We start from the raw sequence: 20,503 nt of genomic DNA, 5'->3' as shown, positions 1-20,503 counted from the left end.
TCCTCATGCAAATAAACCAGATCACGCCCCGCTATCACGTCGCACCACAGATCAGTGTCGAGGATATTCCTGCCCTCAGGGATGCAGGATTCACGACAGTAATCTGCAACCGCCCCGATGCCGAGGTTCCACCAAGCCATCAGGCCGCCGCGATCGAGATGGCAGTGCGCGCAGCAGGTCTTGAATTTGAACTGCTGCCACTGACCCACCAGACCATGACTGCCGAGAATATAGCCCGTCAGGCGGAACTGGTTTCGGCTGCTCCCGGGCAGGTTCTGGCCTATTGCGCGTCGGGCACGCGCTGCTCGGTCATTTGGGCGCTTGGACAGGCTGGCACGCTTTCGACCGACGAAATTCTGGCCGCGACCACCGCTGCCGGGTACGATCTGTCCGGGCTACGCACGACGCTAGACTCACTTGCCTGAGCGGTTTTCACCAGTCCAACCGCCAGCCTGTCCGATTTTCTACTGATCCCGGATCACTTTTCGTCCCACTCTGCGTCGGCATCAAGTGCGTCAGGATCAAAGTTGAACGCTGTTTCGTCGCCTTCAAACGCGCCATCTTCAAAGTCTATCGGCGGCAGGTCGGGTAAATCCTCCTCTGCCTGATCCAGTGACACGGGGACAGAGACCGACGCCACATCGGCGTCAGAATCAATAGCGGTGGGCACGGTGTCGGTCGGTCCCTCCAAATCAGGCGCCTGGTTCTCTAATGCTGCCGCGACCTCGTGTTGCGCCATGGAAAACGGCCATTCCAGCCGGATCGCGCGAAACCCGTTCATCTGCCCCATTTTACCACGTGCCATCCGATGCCTCTGTCCGACCATCAGTTCGGCGGTTCCCAGCGCGTCGACCGGTAATTCCAGCAGGTCCCCCGGCTTCAGCGTTGCTGCCTTGTGCAGCGACAATCGCATTCGGCACAGCACCGCGTCGATTTGCGCCGGCACCAACATCAGCCGTTGTTCATGCGGACCCGGACCCTGCTCGACCTCGGGTCGCTGCGGCGCAGCAATCTCTCGCTCGGGCAGCATGATTTGCAAATCGCCCTGCCGTTTGCCCCCCCCCAGATCCATCGCGACCCGAAACAAACGATACCGCGCCGCCTCGAGTAGCAGACCAGCGGTTCGGGAATCCTCAACCATTGCGCCAAAACGATAGCCTGACAGCATCTCAAGATCAGGATGACCTTCAAGATTGGCCTCGAATCGCGACAAGGCGCCGTCGATCAGTGGCGCCATCATGGCAGCGTCGGTATGGGTGATCGCGCGCTCTTCAACCGGGAGCGAGGTCACCTGGAGGATGGTTTGCACCTCGGTCATCGCTGTCATCACGTTCCGATCTACCGCAACCAGCCCGGCAACCCCGTCGGGACCGTCGAGCAGCACCAGCAGCAGACCATCCGGCACCGCCTCATGCGCGCCCTCCTGATCCAGCAACTCCAGCTGGACCCCCTGTGTCACCAGTGCCAGATCCCACAGCGCATCTGCTGTGCGCGACAATGCCAACCGCAGCGCCTTGACTGGTGACATTGCGCGGGCCTCAAACGCCCGCCGTGAAGCACGCGCCTTCTGGCCCAGAACATCTTGCCTTGCTGGTTCACCCATTGCGTATATCGCCCATCGTTCGGCTGCCTCGTCACCGATTATCGGCGGATTTGGTTACCAATCGATTTAAGCCGCCAGAATTACTGCGCCATGGCAATATCGGCTGGCAGCGTCACGCGAAATGCCGCGCCTCCTTGCTCCGGTAGATAGGCAATTTCGCCACCCAGCCGCGTCATGATCTGGCGGCTGATCGCAAGTCCCAGCCCGGCACCGCCGGCCTCACCGTCGCTGACGCGGGCGAATTTCTCGAAAATCAGGTCTTGTGCCTCGCGACTCACACCTGTTCCATTGTCGGCAAAATCTATCACCAGCAGACCGTGATCCTGAGCGACGCGAATTTCCAGCAAAGGCTGCGCGGCATCGCAATATTTACGCGCATTGGCAATCAGATTGATGAACACCTGACTCAGTCGGTCCAAATCGCTGTGCAACAAAAGCTGTTCACGTCCGGGGTCGCGCCGGATCTCAAGCACGCCCTCGATTCCGGTCGCAGCAACCGCCCGGTCCAACACCGCACGCAATGTGCCGTGACGCAGGTTCAGGTTGACCTGACCGTTCTCAAGCACGCTCAGATCCAGAAGATCGTCCAGCAGCCGGGTCAACCTGATCGCCTCGCCATGAATGATCGTGGCGTATTTCTCCTGATCTTCGGTGCTGAGCCCGTTTCCATCACGCAGGATTTCAGAGAACGCACGGATCGAAGTCATCGGCGTGCGCAGTTCATGGCTGATCTGACTGAGAAAAGCGTCCTTTTGCACCGACAGCCGGGTGAGTTTCTGGTTCGCCTCGCGCAATTGCCGCGCGGTGCGGCTCAGCTCGTTCGATTGGGTCTCGAGCCGCGCGGAATACTCCATCATCTGCGCCGTTTCATCCGCGACGGCCATCAGATCCTCGACCGACACGGACATGCCGCCGACGATCTGACCAACCATAGCATGCGCTGTGGCCGCCCCGACCGACCCGGACAATTCCCGTTCCAACGTCTCGAGGAAATCCGGCGACGGTTCTGGCAGCGCGCCGCGCGCGCCCTGGCGCTGCGCCTCGCGGCTGAACAGCGCCTGCGCCTCTGTTGCGCCCAGGATGCGCTGTGCCATGATCATCAGATCCTCGGTCTGGGCAACCCCACCGGACCAGCTGCGCGGGCCGGTGCTGTGCTGAAAGACGTTGACGAACTGCGCCCCCTGCAACCGCTCTAGCGGCGCCGGGAAACTGGCCAAGGAGGCGGTGAAATAGGCTATGGAATTCAGCGACATGCTCCAGAGCAACGCATGCATCAACGGGTCCAGCCCCTCGATCCCGAACAGCGCCTGCGGCCGCAGCCAGGTCCACTCGAACGGCCCCTGCGCCATCATCGCATCAGAGTAGATCCCGCCACCAATGCTGGGCAGGAACAGCGCATACATCCAGATGGCAAAGCCGATGGTCAGTCCCGCGAGCGCACCCACACGGGTTCCACCGCGCCAAAAGATGCCGCCCATCATCGCAGGCAACACTTGCGCCAACCCAGCAAACGACACCAGCCCGATTGCCGCCAGTGCGGTGCCGCCCCCGGACAACGAATAATAGAGATACCCCAGCATCACCACGCCGCCGATCGACAGCCGCCGGGCGAGGATCACCACATTGCGCACGTCGCCCGATACAGATGCACCGCCACCGGTCAGACGCAGCCAGATCGGCATGACAATATGGTTCGACACCATCGTCGACAGCGCAATCGCCGCCACAATCACCATCGACGTCGCCGAGCTGAAGCCACCAAGAAACGACAGGACAGCCAGCCCCTCGCGTCCCTGACTAAGGGGCACAGTCAGTACAAACAGATCCGGATTCGACCCCGGCGGCAACAGATCCAGCCCGACCACCGCAATCGGCACCACAAACAGGCTCATCAGCATCATATACAGCGGGAACGCCCAACTCGCTGTGCGCAGATGGGTTTCATCATCGCTTTCGACCACAAGCACCTGGAACATGCGTGGCAGACACAGGAAAGCCGCGGCCGACAACATCGTCAGACCCGCCCAGCGACCGCCGTCCATCTGCCATTCACCCAGTTCCGAAGCGTCGATGCGATCCAGTGTCGCCGCGACTCCGCCCGAGACGCCCCAGACCACAAAGATGCCGACCGCCATCAGCGCGGCCAGCTTGACCACCGCCTCGACCGCGATGGCCATAACCACGCCGTGATGGCGTTCGTTGGCATCCAGGTTTCGGGTGCCAAAGATAATGGTAAAGATTGTCAGCCCAACCGCGACCCACAAGGCCGTGAAACTGCGCGCGCCCTCTTCGGGCGAAGGGACACCGGGCTGGGCAAAGACCTCAAAGCTCAGCGTTACAGACTGAAGTTGCAGGGCGATATAAGGTGTCGTCCCGATCACAGCCAGCAAGGTCACACCAATCGCCAGCAGGTTCGACTTGCCATAGCGGGACGAGATCAGATCAGCGACCGACGTGATCCGCTGGCTGCGACCGATGCGCACCAGCTTGCGCAATACCCACCACCAGCCAATCATCACAAGGCTCGGCCCAAGGTAAATCGTCAGATACTCAAACCCCGTGCGCACCGCCGATCCAACAGCACCGTAAAAGGTCCAGGCAGTGCAGTAAATCGACAGCGACAACGTGTAGACCACCGGCGCACGCAGCCAGCGCACCCGCCCCCGCAAGGCCGACCGCTCTGCCACAAACGCGACCGAGAACAGAAAAATCACATAAGCGATGCAAATCGCGACCAGCGCGTTCAGCGTCATCATACGCCGCTATCCGTACCCCGGAACTCTGCTCCGCTGTCTGCACCAGGCTCATCGCCGCGCAGACGCAACCTGAACGACAGGACAAAAGCTGCCAACACCAGCGTCAGCCAGACGCCAAATATATAGATCAGCGCGCCGGAACTGGCCACCACCCCGCTTTGCCACAAAAGCGGCACGGCCCAGAGCAGCAGGCCCAGCACCGGCAGAAACCGTGCCGCGTCCATCAGCCTGCGCCGCCGGTAAGTCTGACGCTCCAGAAACAGCGGTACCCGAGGCCGTGGGCCGTCACTCATGGTGTGCCCAGCGCCCGCAACGCCTCAAGCGCCTCAAGCACCTCGGCATTGCTGAACGGCTTGGTCATGTAGCGGCTGGCACCGGCCCGCTGCGCCATCTCGCGGTCGCGGCTTTGGCCACGCGCGGTCAGCATCAGCACCGGCAGCGCCTGGGTACGCGGATCGTCACGCAGGTCGCGCAAAATGTCATACCCGCTGCGCCCCGGCAGCATCACATCAAGGATGACAACATCCGGCGCGCGCGCATGTACCGCCTCGACGGCAGTGGCGCCGTTGGAATGCGTGTGGACCGACCAGCCATCCCGCGACAGAATGAAACTGATCGCCTCGATGATGTTCTGTTCGTCCTCGATCACCAGAACATGCTTGGCCATTCCCCGTCCTCTCCCCCCGTGTCATGCATATGCGGGACAGGCCGGGTCTTGCGCCCTTGTTTCCTGTGTCCCGCCTCTTCCTTATCATCAAGAAGCAGGCCGCTGTCAAAATTCCTCTGCTTCAGGCCCACCCAGGATTGACGGCTCACGCCGTCCGGCACAGCGGCTGCGTGAACAGATCCGGCAAGTGACCCCGACCAGTCCGGTTTGGGCACCGGATGCCGGAGCGGGCGCAGGATCAGGCACAACCAACATATGCGCCTGAAACAACGGATCGCGGTTCACCTGCACGGGCCCTACCGGCTGTGCCAGCGCAAAGGCACGAAACCGCCGGGCCGCGCGACCCGGCTGCGCCACATATTCGGCCAGCATCATGCCGGGACGGTTCAGCGCGCGATACAATGGCCATAGAGGGCAGGCCGACCCAAACCGCGGCATGGCAAAGTCCGGCAGCGGCTTGCGATAGGTCAATGTACCCGACGCGTCACAGATCACGAGCCCCACCGGATCGGCCAAAACATCCTCTGGCAGGCTGGCCAGACGCCGCATCGCAAGTGCGGGATCAACGCCCGCCGCCTGTGCCAACGCCAGCGGATCGGGCCCGGTCTGTGTCACAAGATCCCGTAACTTTGCCTCGGGCAGACGTTCAACATCTTCGGCATAGCGTTGCAGCCCCCGGCGCAACAGATCTTGCGCCGCATCGGACGCCCCCCCTGTCAACTTTTCAGCCAGCGCATCCGGCGTGGTTTGCCCGGCTTCCAGCCCAGCAAAATGATGGCCCGCAGTCTCAAGCAACGCGTCCACCTCTTCCTGCGGCACACTGATCGCAGCCGAGGCATCGTCGGCAGCCTCAAGATAGCTGACCAGTCCGCGGCTGGTTTCCGCCAACCGGGCGCTGTCATCGTAAATGTTGCGGTGAAACCGCATCTGCCACTCTGGCTCGATCTCGCCCGGCTCGGCCAGGATCGATGCGGCAGACCGGATCGCCGTCACCGTGGTCAGCATCTCGTGCAGCGAGGCCGCCAGATGCGGATCATGGGTCATCCGGTCGGTCAGCGTCTCAACCGTGCGTTCCAGCGCGGCGACACGCCGACCGGTCCCGGCCAGCAGCGCGGCCCAACCGGGAAACCGACCGGCAAACTCTTCGACCTGATCCAGCTCTGCGCCCACACCGCGCTGATCCGACGCCACCTCGCGCAGGGACGCAACCAGCGTTGCCTCTGCGCCATCGGTCAGCAAGGCCTGCTCGACCCCGAGGATTCCGGCAATGCGCCGCAATAGAGTACCGCCGATTCTGCGGCGGTTGTGCTCGATCAGGTTCAGATACGAGGCCGAGATCTCTGCCCGCTTGGCGAGATCAGTCTGCCGCAGCCCCGCCATGATCCGTCTTTCGCGAATGCGGCTGCCGGTCAACGTGTCCCGCGGCATGGTAATTTCCTTTCGCTAACAATACCTTTCTGCGCTGCGACATAAAATAATTTACAGAATGGCAAGTCTACTTGTTCATTTTTTGACAAAAAAATCAATACGAATAAAGCAGTTGTTGCGAAATTTGCACCACATCCGCGATACTGAGTTTGCACAAATGTGCGCGCGGTCGCGAGTTGAGGAGCTCGCCTCTGCACTTCAAAAAACTGGGAGGTTTCTAATGACCAAACATCTGACACGCCGTGGCGTGATCAAGACCGGTGCTGTAGCCGGCGCAGGCCTTGCCCTGCCCACTTATCTTTCTGCGGCCGCGCATTCCGGCTTTACCAACGCTCCGACGGGCGACACCGTGACACTCGGCTTTAACGTACCGCAGACCGGTCCCTATGCGGATGAGGGCGCGGACGAGCTGCGTGCCTTTGAACTGGCGGTCAAGCACCTGAACGGCGAAGGCGACGGCGGCATGCTGCAGACCTTCTCGTCCAAGGCGCTCGACGGCACCGGCATCATGGGTAAGAAGGTCCAGTTCGTGACTGGCGACACCCAGACAAAATCCGACGCCGCCCGCGCATCGGCCAAGTCGATGATCGAAAAAGACGGCGCGATCATGATCTCCGGCGGCTCCTCCTCGGGTGTGGCTGTGGCGGTTCAGGGCCTGTGCCAAGAGGCCGGCGTGGTCTTTATGGCCGGTTTGACCCACTCGAACGACACCACAGGCAAGGACAAGAAGGCCAACGGTTTCCGGCACTTTTTCAACGCCTATATGTCAGCCGCCGCGCTGGCGCCGGTGCTCAAGAACCTCTACGGAGCGGATCGTGCCGCCTATCACCTGACAGCCGACTACACTTGGGGCTGGACGCAGCAGGAATCGATCCAGGCGGCAACCGAAGCTCTGGGCTGGACCACGGTCAACAACGTCCTCACCCCGCTCGCCGCGACGGACTTTTCGTCATACATCGCGCCGGTTCTGAACTCGGGCGCAGATGTTCTGGTTCTGAACCATTACGGCGGGAACATGGTCAACTCGCTGACCAACGCGGTTCAATTCGGCCTGCGCGAAAAGCAGGTGAACGGCAAGAACTTCGAGATCGTCGTGCCGCTCTACTCCGAGCTGATGGCCAAAGGTGCCGGTGCCAACATCAAGGGCATCGTCGGGTCGCAGAACTGGGATTGGAAGATCGAGAACGAGAAGGGCGCCAAATATGCAGGCACCAACGCGTTCGTTAAGTCCTTTGGCGAGGCATACGGTTTCCCGCCGAGCCAGGCTGCCCAGACCTGCTACGCGCAGACGCTGCTTTATGCGGATGCCGTGGCGCGCGCCGGATCGTTCAACCCCTGCGCCGTGGGCGAAGCCCTGGCCGGGTTTGAATTCGACGGCCTTGGCAACGGTCCGACCTCGTACCGTGCCGAAGACCACCAGTGCTTCAAGGACGTGCTGGTCGTGAAAGGTGCCGAAAACCCCGAGGACGAATTCCACCTGGTGGAAATCGTCGAGGTGACTCCGGTCGATCAAGTGACCTATGACCCCGAGCATCCAATGTTTGCCGGCGGCCAGCTGGGTGCTTGTAATCCGGGCGCCTAAGCGCTCGATTTCGAAACCGGCCGCCACCCCGCGGCCGGTTTTATCGCACCCGTGGCCATGGGCCCGGGTGCTTCCCCACATGATAACCGCACAAAGGGTGGGACGATGGACGCAATCATTCTGCAAACGCTGAACGGACTCGACAAAGGCTCGGCCTATGCGCTGATCGCGCTGGGTCTGACGCTGATTTTTGGCACATTGGGCGTGGTCAATTTTGCCCACGGGGCCCTGTTTATGATCGGCTCGTTCTGCGCCGTCACCGTACAGCGCATTCTGTCGCTAAGCTATGAAACGCTGGACCCGACACGCACCGATTTTCTGGGGAATCCCGCCAAAATCAACACACCTTATGTAGAATCCTGGTTTGGTCCCGAATTTGGCGCGGCGATCGTCGACTGGTCGGTCCCATTGGCGCTGATCTTCTCGGTTCCGGTGATGATTTTCATCGGTTTTGTCATGGAACGCGGACTGATCAAGCATTTCTACAAACGTCCCCACGCGGATCAGATCCTTGTCACCTTTGGCCTCGCCATCGTGTTGCAGGAAGTGATCAAATATTTCTACGGTGCCAATCCGATCCCCACCGGCGCGCCTGCCGTGTTCACCGGGTCGTTCGATTTCGGCGTCTTGCTGGGCTTTGATCCCAATGCGATCATCTATCCCTACTGGCGTCTTGTGTACTTTGCCTTTGCTGCAGTGATCATCGGTGCGGTCTTTGCCTTTCTGCAATTCACGACCTTCGGCATGGTTGTGCGGGCCGGCATGGCAGATCGCGAAACCGTCGGCCTGCTGGGCATCAACATCGACAAACGCTTTACCATCATGTTCGGCATCGCCGCCGCCGTGGCGGGGCTGGCCGGTGTGATGTACGCCCCGATCAATTCGCCCAACTACCACATGGGCATGGATTTTCTGGTGCTGAGCTTTGTAGTCGTCGTCGTCGGCGGCATGGGATCGCTGCCCGGTGCCGTGCTGGCCGGCTTCCTACTCGGGGTCCTCGAAAGCTTTGCGTCGATGACTCAGGTGATCGACCTGATCCCGGGGATCAACCAGATTATCATCTATGTCGTGGCAATCGTCGTGTTGCTGACCCGTCCACGGGGCCTGATGGGCCGCAAAGGCGTGATGGAGGATTAAGCCATGTTCGGATTGAACACAAAAGACACCACCCTACTGCTGATCGTGGCGGCAATGACGCTTCTTGCCCCATTTATCCTCAACCCGTTCCCCGAAGGCTCATCGCTGGCGCAGTTCAACGCGGGCTATCCCGACCTGATGCAGCGGTTCGTGATCTTCGGCATCTTTGCCATCGGCTTCAACATCCTCTTTGGCCTGACCGGCTATCTGTCCTTTGGCCACGCGGCCTTTCTGGGGGTCGGATCCTATTCAGCGGTCTGGATGTTCAAACTCCTGAGCATGAACGTGCTGCCGGCCATTGTGCTGTCGGTCATCGTGTCGGGAATCTTTGCAGTGGTCATTGGATTTGTCAGCCTGCGCCGCTCTGGCATCTATTTCTCGATCCTGACGCTGGCCTTTGCGCAGATGTCCTTTGCGCTGGCCTATTCGGTACTGACCCCCATCACCAATGGTGAAACCGGTCTGCAATTGACGCTTAGCGATCCCAGGGTTCTGGGGGTGTCTGCCACCGCTGACGGCGGCATCCCGGCCACTGCGATCTTTGGTCTGGAAATGCGGTCAACCTACCAGATGGATGTCGGCCCTTGGCTGTTCCAGTTCAATGTCGGGTACTACCTCTGCGCAGTTATGCTGCTGCTGGCCTTTTATCTGGCGATCCGCATCTTCCGCTCACCCTTTGGTCTGATGCTGCGGGCGGTAAAATCCAACCAGCAGCGGATGAACTACACTGGCCTGAATGCACGGCCCTACACGCTGGCAGCCTTTGTGATCTCGGGCATGTATGCCGGTTTGGCGGGCGGACTTCTGGCCTCAATGGATCCGCTTGCAGGTGCCGAGCGGATGCAGTGGACAGCCTCTGGCGAAGTGGTCCTGATGACCATTCTGGGCGGTGCCGGCACGCTGATCGGCCCGGTACTGGGCGCAGGCTTTATCAAGTATTTCGAGAATATCTTCTCGAAGATCAACGATAACGTCCTGCACCAGTGGTTCGCTTTCATGCCAGACGGACTCGAAGATTTTATCGTGACCATCGTGCACCCCTTTGTGGGCAAAGGCTGGTCGCTGACGCTGGGCCTGATGTTCATGGCCGTGGTGATCTTTCTGCCCGGTGGCCTCGTTGAAGGTGGCCAGCGCATCGGCAAGCTGTTTCGCCGCAAAAAGGTTTCGGACACAGCTGCGTCCGCCGCCAAGACACCCGCAGAATAAGGAGGCGCGACATGGGCATTCTTGAAGTCAAAGACGTCAACAAGCGCTTCGGTGGCCTACAGGCCCTCGGCAACGTAAACCTCTCGGTGACGGAGAACACCGTCCACGCCATCATCGGGCCGAACGGCGCGGGCAAGTCCACTTTGCTGAACTGCCTGGTGGGCAAGTTGATCCCTGACACAGGGTCAGTGATGTTCGACGGTCAGTCAGTTCTGGGGCGCAAGCCGTTTGAAATCAACCAGATGGGTATTTCACGCGTGTTTCAGACACCCGAGATCTTTGGCGATCTGACAGTGATCGAAAACATGATGATCCCCTGCTTTGCCAAACGGGATGGATCGTTTCGCATGCGGGCGATTGAATCCGTCTTCCGCGAAAAAGCCCTGCGCGAACGGGCCGAGGAAATGCTGACCGAGGTCAACATGCAGGACAAGCTGGACATGCACGCAGCGTCGATGTCGCGCGGCGACAAGCGGCGGCTGGAAATGGCAATGTGTCTGGTGCAGGAGCCGCGCCTGTTGCTGCTGGATGAACCGACCGCAGGCATGGCCCGCGCAGACACCAACAACACCATCGACCTGCTCAAAGAGATCAAGGGCCGGGGCAACATCACCATGTGCATCATCGAACACGACATGCACGTGGTCTTTTCGCTCGCGGATCGGATCACGGTGTTGGCGCAAGGTACCCCGCTGGTCGAGGATACGCCGGAAAACATCAAGGGCCACCCCAAGGTACGCGAAGCGTATCTCGGCGAATCGGCCTAAAAAAAGGGCACACAGATGAACGTCAAACCCGACTTTTCCAAGCACGCCAACCACGCCGAAACAGCCCCTGCCTTTCTCTCGGTCTGGGATATTCACGCCTATTACGGCGAGAGCTATATTGTTCAGGGCGTGAGCTTTAACGTCCACGAGGGCGAGATCCTCGCCCTTTTGGGCCGCAACGGCGCTGGCAAAACCACCACCCTGCGCTCGATCGCGCGGCTTGCAGATCCGCAGGTTCAAAAGGGTGAAATCTGGCTCGATCATCAGCCATTGCACCGGATGTCGTCGTATCAGGCGTCGATTGCCGGCCTTGGCCTCGTTCCCGAAGACCGCCGCATCATCGCGGGCCTGACAGTCGAGGAAAACCTGCAACTGGCACAGATCGCGCCGCCCATCGGCTGGTCGCTTGAGCGGCTGTACGAGCTGTTCCCCCGCCTTGGTGAGCGGCGCAAACAAGAGGGCGTGACCCTATCGGGCGGTGAGCAGCAGATGCTCGCCATTGCCCGTGCGCTGGCCCGCGATATCAAGGTGCTGCTGCTGGACGAACCCTACGAAGGTCTGGCCCCCGTGATCGTTGACGAGATCGAAAAAACTCTGCGCATCGTCAAGGAACAGGGCATGACCACGATCATCGTCGAACAGAACGCCGTGCGGGCGCTGCAACTGGCGGACCGCGCTGTGATCCTGGACACCGGGTCCATCGTGTTCGACGGCACCGCCGCCGAAGTGCTTGAGAACGAGCAGCTTCGCGCCGAATATCTGGCGATCTGACGCGGCCTGTCCGGCCCTGCGGTTCAGACGCAATGGGCCGGGCGCAGGCCCAGTCCGGGCCGTTCGCGCAGGTGCGATCCCAGCGCGAGCAGCCCTACCCGACCCGCGGCATGGCCGCGATACGACCAAAGCAGGCTTGCATTCCGGCACCAGTCCAGCTTCCCTGCGCGCAAAACTGGAGGACCCCATGATACATAAAACCTATCCCCCCGCGGCAGATACCGTTGCCCGCGCGCATGTGGATGCGGCGCGCTATGACGCGCTCTATGCAGAGAGCGTCACCGACCCCGATGGCTACTGGTCGCGCGAGGCAAAGCGCATCGACTGGATCAAGTCCCCGACGCAGGTCAGCGACGTCGATTTCACCCTGGGACAGGTCAAGATCAACTGGTTCGCCGATGGCACGCTGAACGTCTCGGCAAATTGCATCGACCGGCATCTGGCCACGCGTGCGGATCAGACCGCAATCATCTGGGAACCCGATGATCCTGCCGAGGGTGCACAGCACATCACCTATCAGCAGCTGCACGACAACACCTGCCGCATGGCCAACGTGCTCAGCGATCTGGGTGTCGGACGCGGCGACCGCGTCGTGATCTACATGCCGATGATCCCCGAAGCTGCCTATGCCATGCTGGCCTGTGCCCGCATCGGCGCGATCCATTCCATCGTCTTTGCCGGTTTTTCGCCCGACGCCCTGTCGGCACGGATCAACGGATCCGAAGCCAAGGTGGTGATCACCGCCGATCACGCCCCGCGCGGCGGTCGCAAAACGCCGCTGAAAACCAACGCCGACAAGGCGCTGCTGCATTGCAAAGATTCGGTAAAATGCTTGGTGGTCAAGCGCACCGGCGACCAGACCACCTGGGTTCAGGACCGCGATGTTGATTACAACGCACTCGCGGCCGAGGCGCCGACCAGCTTTGAACCGGCTGAGATGAACGCCGAGGATCCGCTTTTTATACTTTACACCTCTGGCTCGACCGGCCAGCCCAAGGGGGTCGTCCACTCATCAGGTGGATATCTGGTCTATGCCGCGCTGACGCATGAAGTGACGTTCGATTACCACGACGGCGATGTCTATTGGTGTACGGCGGATGTCGGCTGGGTCACCGGGCATTCGTATATCGTTTACGGCCCGCTCGCCAATGGCGCCACCACACTGATGTTTGAGGGTGTGCCGACCTGGCCAGACGCTTCGCGGTTCTGGCAGGTGTGCGAAAAGCACAAGGTGACGCAGTTCTACACCGCCCCCACTGCGATCCGCGCATTGATGGGTCAGGGCAACGATCCCGTCACAAAATGTGACCTGTCGTCTCTGCGCCTGCTGGGCACCGTGGGCGAACCAATCAACCCCGAAGCCTGGAACTGGTACAATGACGTGATCGGCGGCGGCAAATGTCCGATCGTCGACACCTGGTGGCAGACCGAGACCGGCGGTCACCTGCTGACCCCCCTGCCCGGTGCGCATGCCACCAAACCCGGCGCCGCGATGAAGCCGTTCTTTGGCGTACAACCCGTCGTGCTGGACCCCACCAGCGGCGAGGAAATCCACGAGTCCCCCACCGAAGGTGTGCTGGCGATCAAGACAAGCTGGCCCGGCCAGATGCGCACCGTCTGGGGCGATCACGACCGGTTCGAGAAAACGTATTTCTCGGATTACAAAGGCTACTACTTTTCCGGTGATGGCTGCCGTCGCGACGCCGATGGGGATTATTGGATCACCGGCAGGGTCGACGATGTCATCAATGTCTCGGGCCACCGCATGGGCACCGCCGAAGTTGAATCGGCGCTGGTCGCCCACGCCGCCGTCGCCGAGGCCGCTGTGGTTGGCTATCCCCACGCCATCAAAGGTCAGGGCATCTATTGCTATGTCACCCTGATGAACGGAGTCGAACCCACCGAGGAGTTGCGCAAAGAACTGCGCGGCTGGGTGCGCGAAGAGATCGGGCCGATCGCCTCGCCGGACCTGATTCAATGGGCGCCCGGCCTGCCCAAGACCCGCTCGGGTAAGATCATGCGCCGTATCTTGCGCAAGATCGCGGAAAACGACCACGCAACCCTTGGCGATATTTCGACACTCGCCGATCCGTCCGTGGTGGATGACCTGATCGAAAATCGGATGCATCGCGACTGAGATCGTTTGATGCGGGCCGCGCTGGTGGCCCGCATCCTAAACGTGATTTTTCCGGTAATGCGGCTGGCGTTAACCTTTTGCTTTGATTCTCCGCCGAAATCGGCGTCTCTTCTGCTAGTCTGAGGTCGGGGGCCACAGCTACAAAGGACGCATATCATGCTTGTTCCGACGCTCGCGCCATGGGCAGCACCGCAGACCACCGGCCATCCGCTGGGCCTGCCCGCCACTACGCCCCTGCCATCGACCAGTCGCAAAGTCGCCCCTGTCAATCAACAGTCCACCAGCGACACAGGCCTCGAACAGGACAAATCGACCGCCCGCCTATGGTTCGAGGCGCAAGGTAGGCCAGATCCTGCAACCCATATCGCGCCCCCTTCGATCACCCAGCTGAAAATCATCGCTCTTTTATCAGAGCAGGCGGGAATCGACCCAACCACCGGAAATACCATTGCCGAAACCGACAGGGACGCCGCACTTTCCTCCGAACGCTCTGACCCGATCACTCCCGATGCGGCGCGCGATACCACCCCGACATCCGACCCGACGGGGACGACCAATACGCCCCCTCAAGAGCCCAACTCGACCGGCGTCGCAGCGCATGTCGCCATAGCGGGACAGATCATGCCACCCGACTCGGACGACGCTGTACCGCCCAAGAACCCGGCCAGTCACCACCATTTGGACATCTTTGCCTGACAGGACCGGGCCGCCGCACTCATTCGTCTACAGCATCGCTTTTCATACCGCGACCTATGGGCTACAAGCGGGCAGCCGATGGTGGCCCCGCAGGGCCGTTCGCAGTTGAACCGGGCGAGGATTCATGACCGAAAAGAAACACGACGCAGATGTGGCCTTTATCCAGGCACTGGCCGAATTGCTGCGCAAAAACGACCTGACCGAATTGCAGGTCAAACGTGAATATGGCGACGACGACAGTCTCAGCGTCCGTGTCAGCCGTCAGACGCAGATTGCACCGGCCCCCGTGGCCGCCGCGCCACTGGCCGTTGCTGCGGCTCCCGCGGCTGCGGCAACGGCCCCCGCAGCCGAGGATCCCGCGGCCCATCCGGGCGCTGTGACCTCACCGATGGTCGGCACCGTCTACATGCAGGGTGAACCAGGCTCGCCTGCCTTTATCCATGTCGGTCAGCCGGTGTCAGAAGGCGACACGCTGTTGATCGTCGAGGCAATGAAGACCATGAACCATATTCCCGCGCCACGTGCGGGCGTGGTCAAACGCATTCTGGTCGAGGATGGTGCCCCCGTCGAATACGGTGCGCCGCTCGTGATCCTCGAATAAGGCCGCTCCGATGTTTGACAAGATCCTGATCGCCAACCGGGGCGAAATTGCCCTGCGTGTCATCCGCGCCTGCCGCGAAATGGGAATCGCTTCGGTGGCGGTGCATTCCACCGCTGACAGTGACGCCATGCATGTGCGCATGGCGGACGAGACGATCTGCATCGGTCCGCCGCCCTCGATAAACTCCTACCTGTCGATTCCCGCCATCATCTCGGCCTGCGAAGTGACCGGCGCTCAGGCGATCCACCCCGGCTACGGCTTTCTTTCGGAAAATGCCCGCTTCGTGCAGATTGTCGAAGATCACGGCCTAACCTTTATCGGCCCGACCGCCGAACATATCCGTACCATGGGGGATAAAATCACCGCCAAGGACACGATGAAGGCGCTTGGTGTGCCCTGCGTCCCAGGCTCTGAAGGTGGTGTGCCCGATCTGGATACCGCCCGAACAGTCGGGGAAGAAATCGGTTATCCAGTGATCGTCAAGGCCACGGCCGGCGGCGGGGGGCGCGGCATGAAAGTTGCACTCGACGCCACTGGGATGGAGCACGCCTTCCACACCGCCCGCTCCGAATCCAAGGCCGCGTTTGGTAATGACGAAGTCTATATCGAGAAATACCTGACCACCCCGCGCCATATCGAAATCCAGGTCTTTGGCGATGGCAAGGGCGGCGCGGTGCATCTGGGCGAGCGCGACTGCTCGCTTCAGCGCCGCCATCAGAAGGTGTTCGAAGAGGCCCCTGGTCCCTGCATCACAGCCGAGGAACGCGCCCGCATTGGAAAAACCTGTGCAGACGCCGTGGCGGCGATCAACTACACTGGCGCTGGCACCATCGAATTTCTGTATGAGAACGGCGATTTCTACTTCATCGAGATGAACACCAGACTTCAGGTTGAACATCCCGTGACCGAAGGCATTTTTGGCGTCGATTTGGTGCGCGAACAGATCCGCGTCGCCTCGGGCCTGCCGATGTCGTTCAGCCAGGATGATCTAAAGATCAATGGCCACGCCATCGAGGTCCGCATCAACGCCGAGAAATTGCCGAACTTTGCGCCAAGCCCGGGACGTATCACCCAGTATCATGCGCCGGGTGGCCTGGGGGTGCGAATGGATTCCGCGCTATATGATGGCTACCGGATTCCCCCCTATTACGACAGCCTGATCGGCAAACTGATCGTGCATGGACGCGATCGACCAGAAGCTTTGGCGCGACTGAATCGCGCCCTGGGTGAGCTGATTGTCGATGGTGTCGATACCACAATCCCGCTGTTCCACGCGCTGCTGCAGGACCCCGATATCCATGCCGGAACCTACAATATCCACTGGTTGGAAAAATGGCTGGAACAGGCACTTCAGCAAGGCTAGTTTTTTCATGACCCGACGCGCGCCAAAGACTTTTGAACAAAGTCTTGCCAAAGGTTTTCACGAAACTTTTGGGCCCGCGTCGGCGTGAACGTGACACCCGATCTTTTGATTCTGGCCTACCGTGACGGCGTCTTTCCGATGGCAGAAAGCCGCAATGATCCAGAGATTTTTTGGGTCGATCCGCAGCGAAGGGGCATATTTCCACTCGAAGGGTTTCATATTTCGCGCAGCCTCGCACGGCAATTGCGCCGCGACACGTTCTCCGTGACCTTGAATCAGGCGTTTCAAGAGGTCGTACATGGATGCGCGGATCGGGATGAAACCTGGATCAGTAACGAGATTTTTGCCTTATACAGCGCCCTTCACCGGCGGGGTGAGGCACACTCACTGGAAATCTGGCAAGACCGCGAACTCGTCGGTGGGGTTTATGGTGTCACCCTGGGATCGGCCTTTTGCGGAGAATCTATGTTCTCTCGCCGTACCAACGCATCAAAGGTCGCGCTGGCCTGGTTGATTTGCCACCTGCGCACGACCGGTTTCATGCTGTTTGACACCCAATTCCTGACACCGCACCTCGCCTCTCTGGGGGCCGTCGAAATATCGCGTTCTAACTATCAGCGTCGTCTTGCGGATGCACTGGACGCTCAGGCGAACATACTCTCAGTGCCGCTTCCAGCCTCGGGTCAAGAGGTCTTGCAGCGCAGCACCCAGACATCGTAACGCGGATGATCCAGTGCGTTCAACGCCGGGGCCGAAGCAACCATCCACCCGCGGAATATTGGCTGAGCAACGCCAACCTCGCGGATGGTCAAAAAGGCGTAGGCATCCCCCGAAGGGTTGCCTTCGGGGTAGCGGCAATCGTCCAATTCAACTTCGATGCGTCCCAGCGCCTGTGCCTGCCCTTTGGACAGATCCAGATCCCGCACCGTTCCGTTCAGCTTGTCCAACGTACGCAGCACTGCGCCTGAACTGTCAGTCACCGCCTCTTGCGCGCCGACCACAGCCGCCGACAGCCCCAAAGCTGTGGCACAACACCATAGAATATTTCGGATCATTGGCCCGCCTGCCCGCCCACAAATTTCATCAGCAGCGACATCAGGCTGACTGCGCCCTGCGTGTCCAGAACTTCTGCCCCCGCTTCATAGAAAAACGGCGACCCACCGGGCGAGATTTCGACAAAGTTCCCCCCCAGAAGACCCTCGGACGCGATCACGATCGCGGAATCGTCGGGAATTTTGATGTCACCGTTGATCCGCACCACGGTTTCGGCGCGATAGGTTTCAGGGTTCAGCTCTACCCCGGTCACCGTTCCAACCCGGACCCCTGCCAGCCGAACATCGGTCCCAACGGATATGCCCTCAAGTGAACGAAAGCTTGCGGTCAGTGGATATCCTTCGGACCTGACGCCAATTCCAGCCACTTGGACGGTAAAGACCCCAAAGGCGAACGCGGCTGCCAGAACCGCCCCCCCCACAAGGATCTCTGTGGTGTGCTCGGTCATGGCGTTATTCCGGGCTCCAGGCCTCGTAATCGCTGCGTGGTTTTGGATCCATACGACGTAAGGACCCGGCCGGGGCATATGCCAGCGCGGTGCCGGTCAGGTTTTCCTGATGCGGCTTTTCCCAAGACTTGTGGGCCAACGGGCGTTCGGTCGGCGGTTCCTGATAGGTGTGGTGCAGCCAGCCATGCCATTCCGCACCAACGCGCGTCGCCTCGTTCTCGCCGTTGAAAATCACCCAGCGGCGTTTGCCATCACTGGTTTGATAAAAGATGTTGCCCTGTGTATCCTCACCCACTTTTTCGCCGTGGCGCCGGGTGTACCATTGCGTATTCAGTGTCTGCCCGTTCCACCAGGTAACGGCGCGCAGAAGCGTGTTCAGAATGCCCATGGACGACTCCTTTTGTTGTCTGCCTGTATGGCCCATCGGCTGTACAAGGTCCAGCACACCCGAGCGACAGACCAGCGTTTCAGACCGGTGTCAGCGCGGTCAGTTCAATCTCAATGCGGTATTTCGGATCAATAAGGTTGCATTCCACCATTGTCGCAGCCGGTGGGGCATCACCAAAGGTCTGCTTGAGGATTGGCCAGCACGCCTCGAACTCGGCGGCATCAGGCAGATAATAGGTCACCCGCACCGCATCGGAAAACGTCGCGCCCGCCTGGCGCAGTGCCGAGGCGATAATGCCCAGCGCGGTCTGGCATTGCTCTTCGACCGTATCGCCCTGTCCCACTGTACCGGCCACATGCACAAAGCCGCCCGCAACCACGGCGCGGGCATAGCCGATCTTTTCCTCGAACTGACTGCCGGAATAGATACGTTTGATGGTCATGGATCGCACCTCTGATGATTTACCGCTATCAGCGCAAAACAAGTGCGGCTGTCAACGTCCCAGTTCCACCAAGCATACAAAAAGGGCGGGATTCCCCCCGCCCTGTTCACGCCGTCGTTCGCACAGGGAGCTTAGCCTGCGCTGGCCGGCTCTTTCTTTTGGTCGGCGTAGATCATCAGTGGTTTCGCGTCCGAGTTCACCGCCTCTTCGTTCACCACAACCTCGGTCACTTCGTCCATGCCGGGCAGTTCGAACATCGTTTCCAACAGGATCGCTTCGAGGATCGAGCGCAGACCACGTGCCCCGGTCTTGCGCGCAATCGCCCGTTTGGCAATCGCGGTCAGCGCATCGTCGGTAAAGGTCAGCGCGGTATCTTCCATCTCGAACAGGCGCTGATATTGCTTGACCAGCGCGTTCTTGGGCTGGGTCAGGATAGTGACCAGCGCATCCTCATCCAGATCTTCAAGTGTGGCGAGAACTGGCAGACGACCGACAAATTCCGGTATCAGGCCGAACTTGAGCAGATCCTCGGGTTCGAGTTCCTTGAACACTTCGCCCACGCCGCGGGAGTCCAAGTCACGGACATCCGCGCCAAAGCCCATTGCCGAGCCTTTTCCGCGCTGCGAGATGATCCGATCGAGACCAGCAAAGGCACCGCCGCAGATGAACAGGATATTCGTGGTGTCGACCTGCAGGAATTCCTGCTGCGGATGTTTGCGCCCCCCCTGCGGCGGGACACTCGCCACGGTGCCTTCCATCAGCTTGAGCAGCGCCTGCTGCACACCTTCGCCCGACACGTCGCGGGTGATCGACGGGTTTTCGGACTTGCGGGTAATCTTGTCGACCTCGTCAATATAGACGATGCCGCGCTGCGCGCGTTCGACATTGTATTCAGACGACTGCAACAGCTTGAGGATGATGTTCTCGACGTCTTCCCCGACATATCCGGCCTCAGTCAGGGTGGTCGCATCGGCCATGGTAAACGGCACATCCAGAATCCGCGCCAAGGTCTGCGCAAGCAGCGTCTTGCCGCACCCGGTTGGGCCGATCAGCAAAATGTTGGATTTCGACAGTTCGATATCGTTGGTCTTGGCGCTGTGGTTCAGCCGTTTGTAATGGTTGTGCACCGCAACCGACAGCACACGCTTGGCCATCATCTGGCCAATCACATAATCGTCCAGAACCTGACATATCTCGCGCGGAGTCGGCACCCCGTCGGCGGATTTCAGTCCAGATCCCTTGGTTTCTTCGCGGATGATATCCATGCAAAGCTCTACGCATTCGTCGCAGATGAACACCGTCGGGCCCGCGATCAGCTTGCGCACCTCATGCTGGCTCTTGCCGCAGAAGCTGCAATAGAGTGTATTCTTGCTGTCACCGCCAGAGTTCGTCGCCATTTCGCACCTTTCTTGTCCAGATCGTGTCGCAAGGGCCATTCCAGCCCCGCAGCGACCGTCC

Annotated in this window: 21 protein-coding genes; 11 read left to right on the top strand and 10 right to left on the bottom strand. The window is 60.2% G+C overall.

The window, feature by feature from the left end:
• Positions 1-5 precede the first annotated feature (5 nt).
• Positions 6-425 (top strand): TIGR01244 family sulfur transferase, encoded by a 420-nt coding sequence (locus IMCC21224_RS06680; protein ID WP_047994689.1) that lies wholly within the window; start codon positions 6-8, stop codon positions 423-425.
• Positions 426-478: 53 nt separating this feature from the next.
• Here IMCC21224_RS06680 and IMCC21224_RS06675 read toward each other — a convergent pair whose 3' ends face one another.
• The 5 genes from IMCC21224_RS06675 to IMCC21224_RS06655 all read right to left on the bottom strand — a co-directional run bounded on the left by IMCC21224_RS06675 (position 479) and on the right by IMCC21224_RS06655 (position 6,454).
• A complete protein-coding gene (locus IMCC21224_RS06675) occupies positions 479-1,528 on the bottom strand; it encodes a flagellar motor switch protein FliM (RefSeq protein WP_197089175.1) in 1,050 nt (349 codons plus the stop codon).
• A gap of 155 nt (positions 1,529-1,683) precedes the next feature.
• Positions 1,684-4,359, bottom strand: coding sequence for an ATP-binding protein (locus tag IMCC21224_RS06670; RefSeq protein WP_047994688.1), 2,676 nt, complete (start codon positions 4,357-4,359; stop codon positions 1,684-1,686).
• Entirely contained in the window at positions 4,356-4,652 is a 297-nt protein-coding gene (locus tag IMCC21224_RS06665; RefSeq protein ID WP_047994687.1) for a hypothetical protein, read from the bottom strand. The genes IMCC21224_RS06670 and IMCC21224_RS06665 overlap by 4 nt, the downstream gene beginning before the upstream one ends.
• The gene (locus IMCC21224_RS06660; protein ID WP_047994686.1) at positions 4,649-5,026 is read right to left on the bottom strand and encodes a response regulator transcription factor; all 378 of its coding nucleotides are present in this window, start codon (positions 5,024-5,026) and stop codon (positions 4,649-4,651) included. Before IMCC21224_RS06660 ends, IMCC21224_RS06665 begins: the two co-directional genes overlap by 4 nt.
• A gap of 105 nt (positions 5,027-5,131) precedes the next feature.
• A complete protein-coding gene (locus tag IMCC21224_RS06655; RefSeq protein ID WP_047994685.1) occupies positions 5,132-6,454 on the bottom strand; it encodes a helix-turn-helix domain-containing protein in 1,323 nt (440 codons plus the stop codon).
• A 220-nt stretch (positions 6,455-6,674) separates the two neighbouring features.
• On the opposite strand from IMCC21224_RS06655, the gene IMCC21224_RS06650 reads away from it, so the two are divergent.
• The 10 genes from IMCC21224_RS06650 (at position 6,675) to aat (ending at position 17,434) form a co-directional block, all read left to right on the top strand.
• Entirely contained in the window at positions 6,675-8,036 is a 1,362-nt protein-coding gene (locus tag IMCC21224_RS06650; protein ID WP_047994684.1) for a substrate-binding protein, read from the top strand.
• 105 nt (positions 8,037-8,141) lie between these two features.
• Positions 8,142-9,173 (top strand): branched-chain amino acid ABC transporter permease, encoded by a 1,032-nt coding sequence (locus IMCC21224_RS06645; RefSeq protein ID WP_047994683.1) that lies wholly within the window; start codon positions 8,142-8,144, stop codon positions 9,171-9,173.
• A gap of 3 nt (positions 9,174-9,176) precedes the next feature.
• On the top strand, positions 9,177-10,379 hold the full coding sequence (locus IMCC21224_RS06640) for a branched-chain amino acid ABC transporter permease (RefSeq protein ID WP_047994682.1): 1,203 nt from the start codon (positions 9,177-9,179) through the stop codon (positions 10,377-10,379).
• An 11-nt stretch (positions 10,380-10,390) separates the two neighbouring features.
• Positions 10,391-11,146, top strand: coding sequence for an ABC transporter ATP-binding protein (locus IMCC21224_RS06635; protein WP_047994681.1), 756 nt, complete (start codon positions 10,391-10,393; stop codon positions 11,144-11,146).
• 15 nt (positions 11,147-11,161) lie between these two features.
• Positions 11,162-11,917 carry an ABC transporter ATP-binding protein gene (locus IMCC21224_RS06630; protein WP_047994680.1) on the top strand — a complete coding sequence of 252 codons (756 nt, stop codon included), beginning with the start codon at positions 11,162-11,164 and terminating at the stop codon, positions 11,915-11,917.
• A 187-nt stretch (positions 11,918-12,104) separates the two neighbouring features.
• Positions 12,105-14,054: an acetate--CoA ligase gene (gene acs / locus IMCC21224_RS06625; protein WP_047994679.1), complete on the top strand. Its 1,950-nt coding sequence runs from the start codon at positions 12,105-12,107 to the stop codon at positions 14,052-14,054.
• Between the two features lie 156 nt (positions 14,055-14,210).
• Positions 14,211-14,750, top strand: a complete 540-nt coding sequence (locus IMCC21224_RS06620) for a hypothetical protein (protein WP_047994678.1) — start codon at positions 14,211-14,213, stop codon at positions 14,748-14,750.
• Positions 14,751-14,874: 124 nt separating this feature from the next.
• Entirely contained in the window at positions 14,875-15,351 is a 477-nt protein-coding gene (gene accB, locus IMCC21224_RS06615) for an acetyl-CoA carboxylase biotin carboxyl carrier protein (protein ID WP_047994677.1), read from the top strand.
• A 10-nt stretch (positions 15,352-15,361) separates the two neighbouring features.
• The gene (accC, locus tag IMCC21224_RS06610; protein ID WP_047994676.1) at positions 15,362-16,714 is read left to right on the top strand and encodes an acetyl-CoA carboxylase biotin carboxylase subunit; all 1,353 of its coding nucleotides are present in this window, start codon (positions 15,362-15,364) and stop codon (positions 16,712-16,714) included.
• A gap of 84 nt (positions 16,715-16,798) precedes the next feature.
• Positions 16,799-17,434 carry a leucyl/phenylalanyl-tRNA--protein transferase gene (gene aat / locus IMCC21224_RS06605; protein WP_047994675.1) on the top strand — a complete coding sequence of 212 codons (636 nt, stop codon included), beginning with the start codon at positions 16,799-16,801 and terminating at the stop codon, positions 17,432-17,434.
• Here the strand turns inward: aat and IMCC21224_RS06600 are convergent.
• The 5 genes from IMCC21224_RS06600 to clpX all read right to left on the bottom strand — a co-directional run bounded on the left by IMCC21224_RS06600 (position 17,398) and on the right by clpX (position 20,442).
• Positions 17,398-17,769 (bottom strand): DUF2155 domain-containing protein, encoded by a 372-nt coding sequence (locus IMCC21224_RS06600; protein ID WP_047994674.1) that lies wholly within the window; start codon positions 17,767-17,769, stop codon positions 17,398-17,400. The genes aat and IMCC21224_RS06600 overlap by 37 nt on opposite strands.
• A complete protein-coding gene (gene mlaD / locus IMCC21224_RS06595) occupies positions 17,766-18,215 on the bottom strand; it encodes an outer membrane lipid asymmetry maintenance protein MlaD (RefSeq protein WP_047994673.1) in 450 nt (149 codons plus the stop codon). The genes IMCC21224_RS06600 and mlaD overlap by 4 nt, the downstream gene beginning before the upstream one ends.
• Before the next feature lie 4 nt (positions 18,216-18,219).
• Positions 18,220-18,603, bottom strand: a complete 384-nt coding sequence (locus IMCC21224_RS06590) for an NADH:ubiquinone oxidoreductase subunit NDUFA12 (RefSeq protein ID WP_047994672.1) — start codon at positions 18,601-18,603, stop codon at positions 18,220-18,222.
• 79 nt (positions 18,604-18,682) lie between these two features.
• Positions 18,683-19,045, bottom strand: coding sequence for a RidA family protein (locus IMCC21224_RS06585; RefSeq protein ID WP_047994671.1), 363 nt, complete (start codon positions 19,043-19,045; stop codon positions 18,683-18,685).
• 131 nt (positions 19,046-19,176) lie between these two features.
• Positions 19,177-20,442, bottom strand: a complete 1,266-nt coding sequence (clpX, locus tag IMCC21224_RS06580; RefSeq protein ID WP_047994670.1) for an ATP-dependent Clp protease ATP-binding subunit ClpX — start codon at positions 20,440-20,442, stop codon at positions 19,177-19,179.
• Positions 20,443-20,503 lie beyond the last annotated feature (61 nt).

The organism is Puniceibacterium sp. IMCC21224 (genome assembly GCF_001038505.1).
In the GTDB taxonomy this organism is placed as follows: domain Bacteria; phylum Pseudomonadota; class Alphaproteobacteria; order Rhodobacterales; family Rhodobacteraceae; genus Puniceibacterium.
The sequence above is the reverse complement of the archived record's forward strand: the minus strand, read 5'-3'. Positions and strand labels throughout refer to the sequence as shown.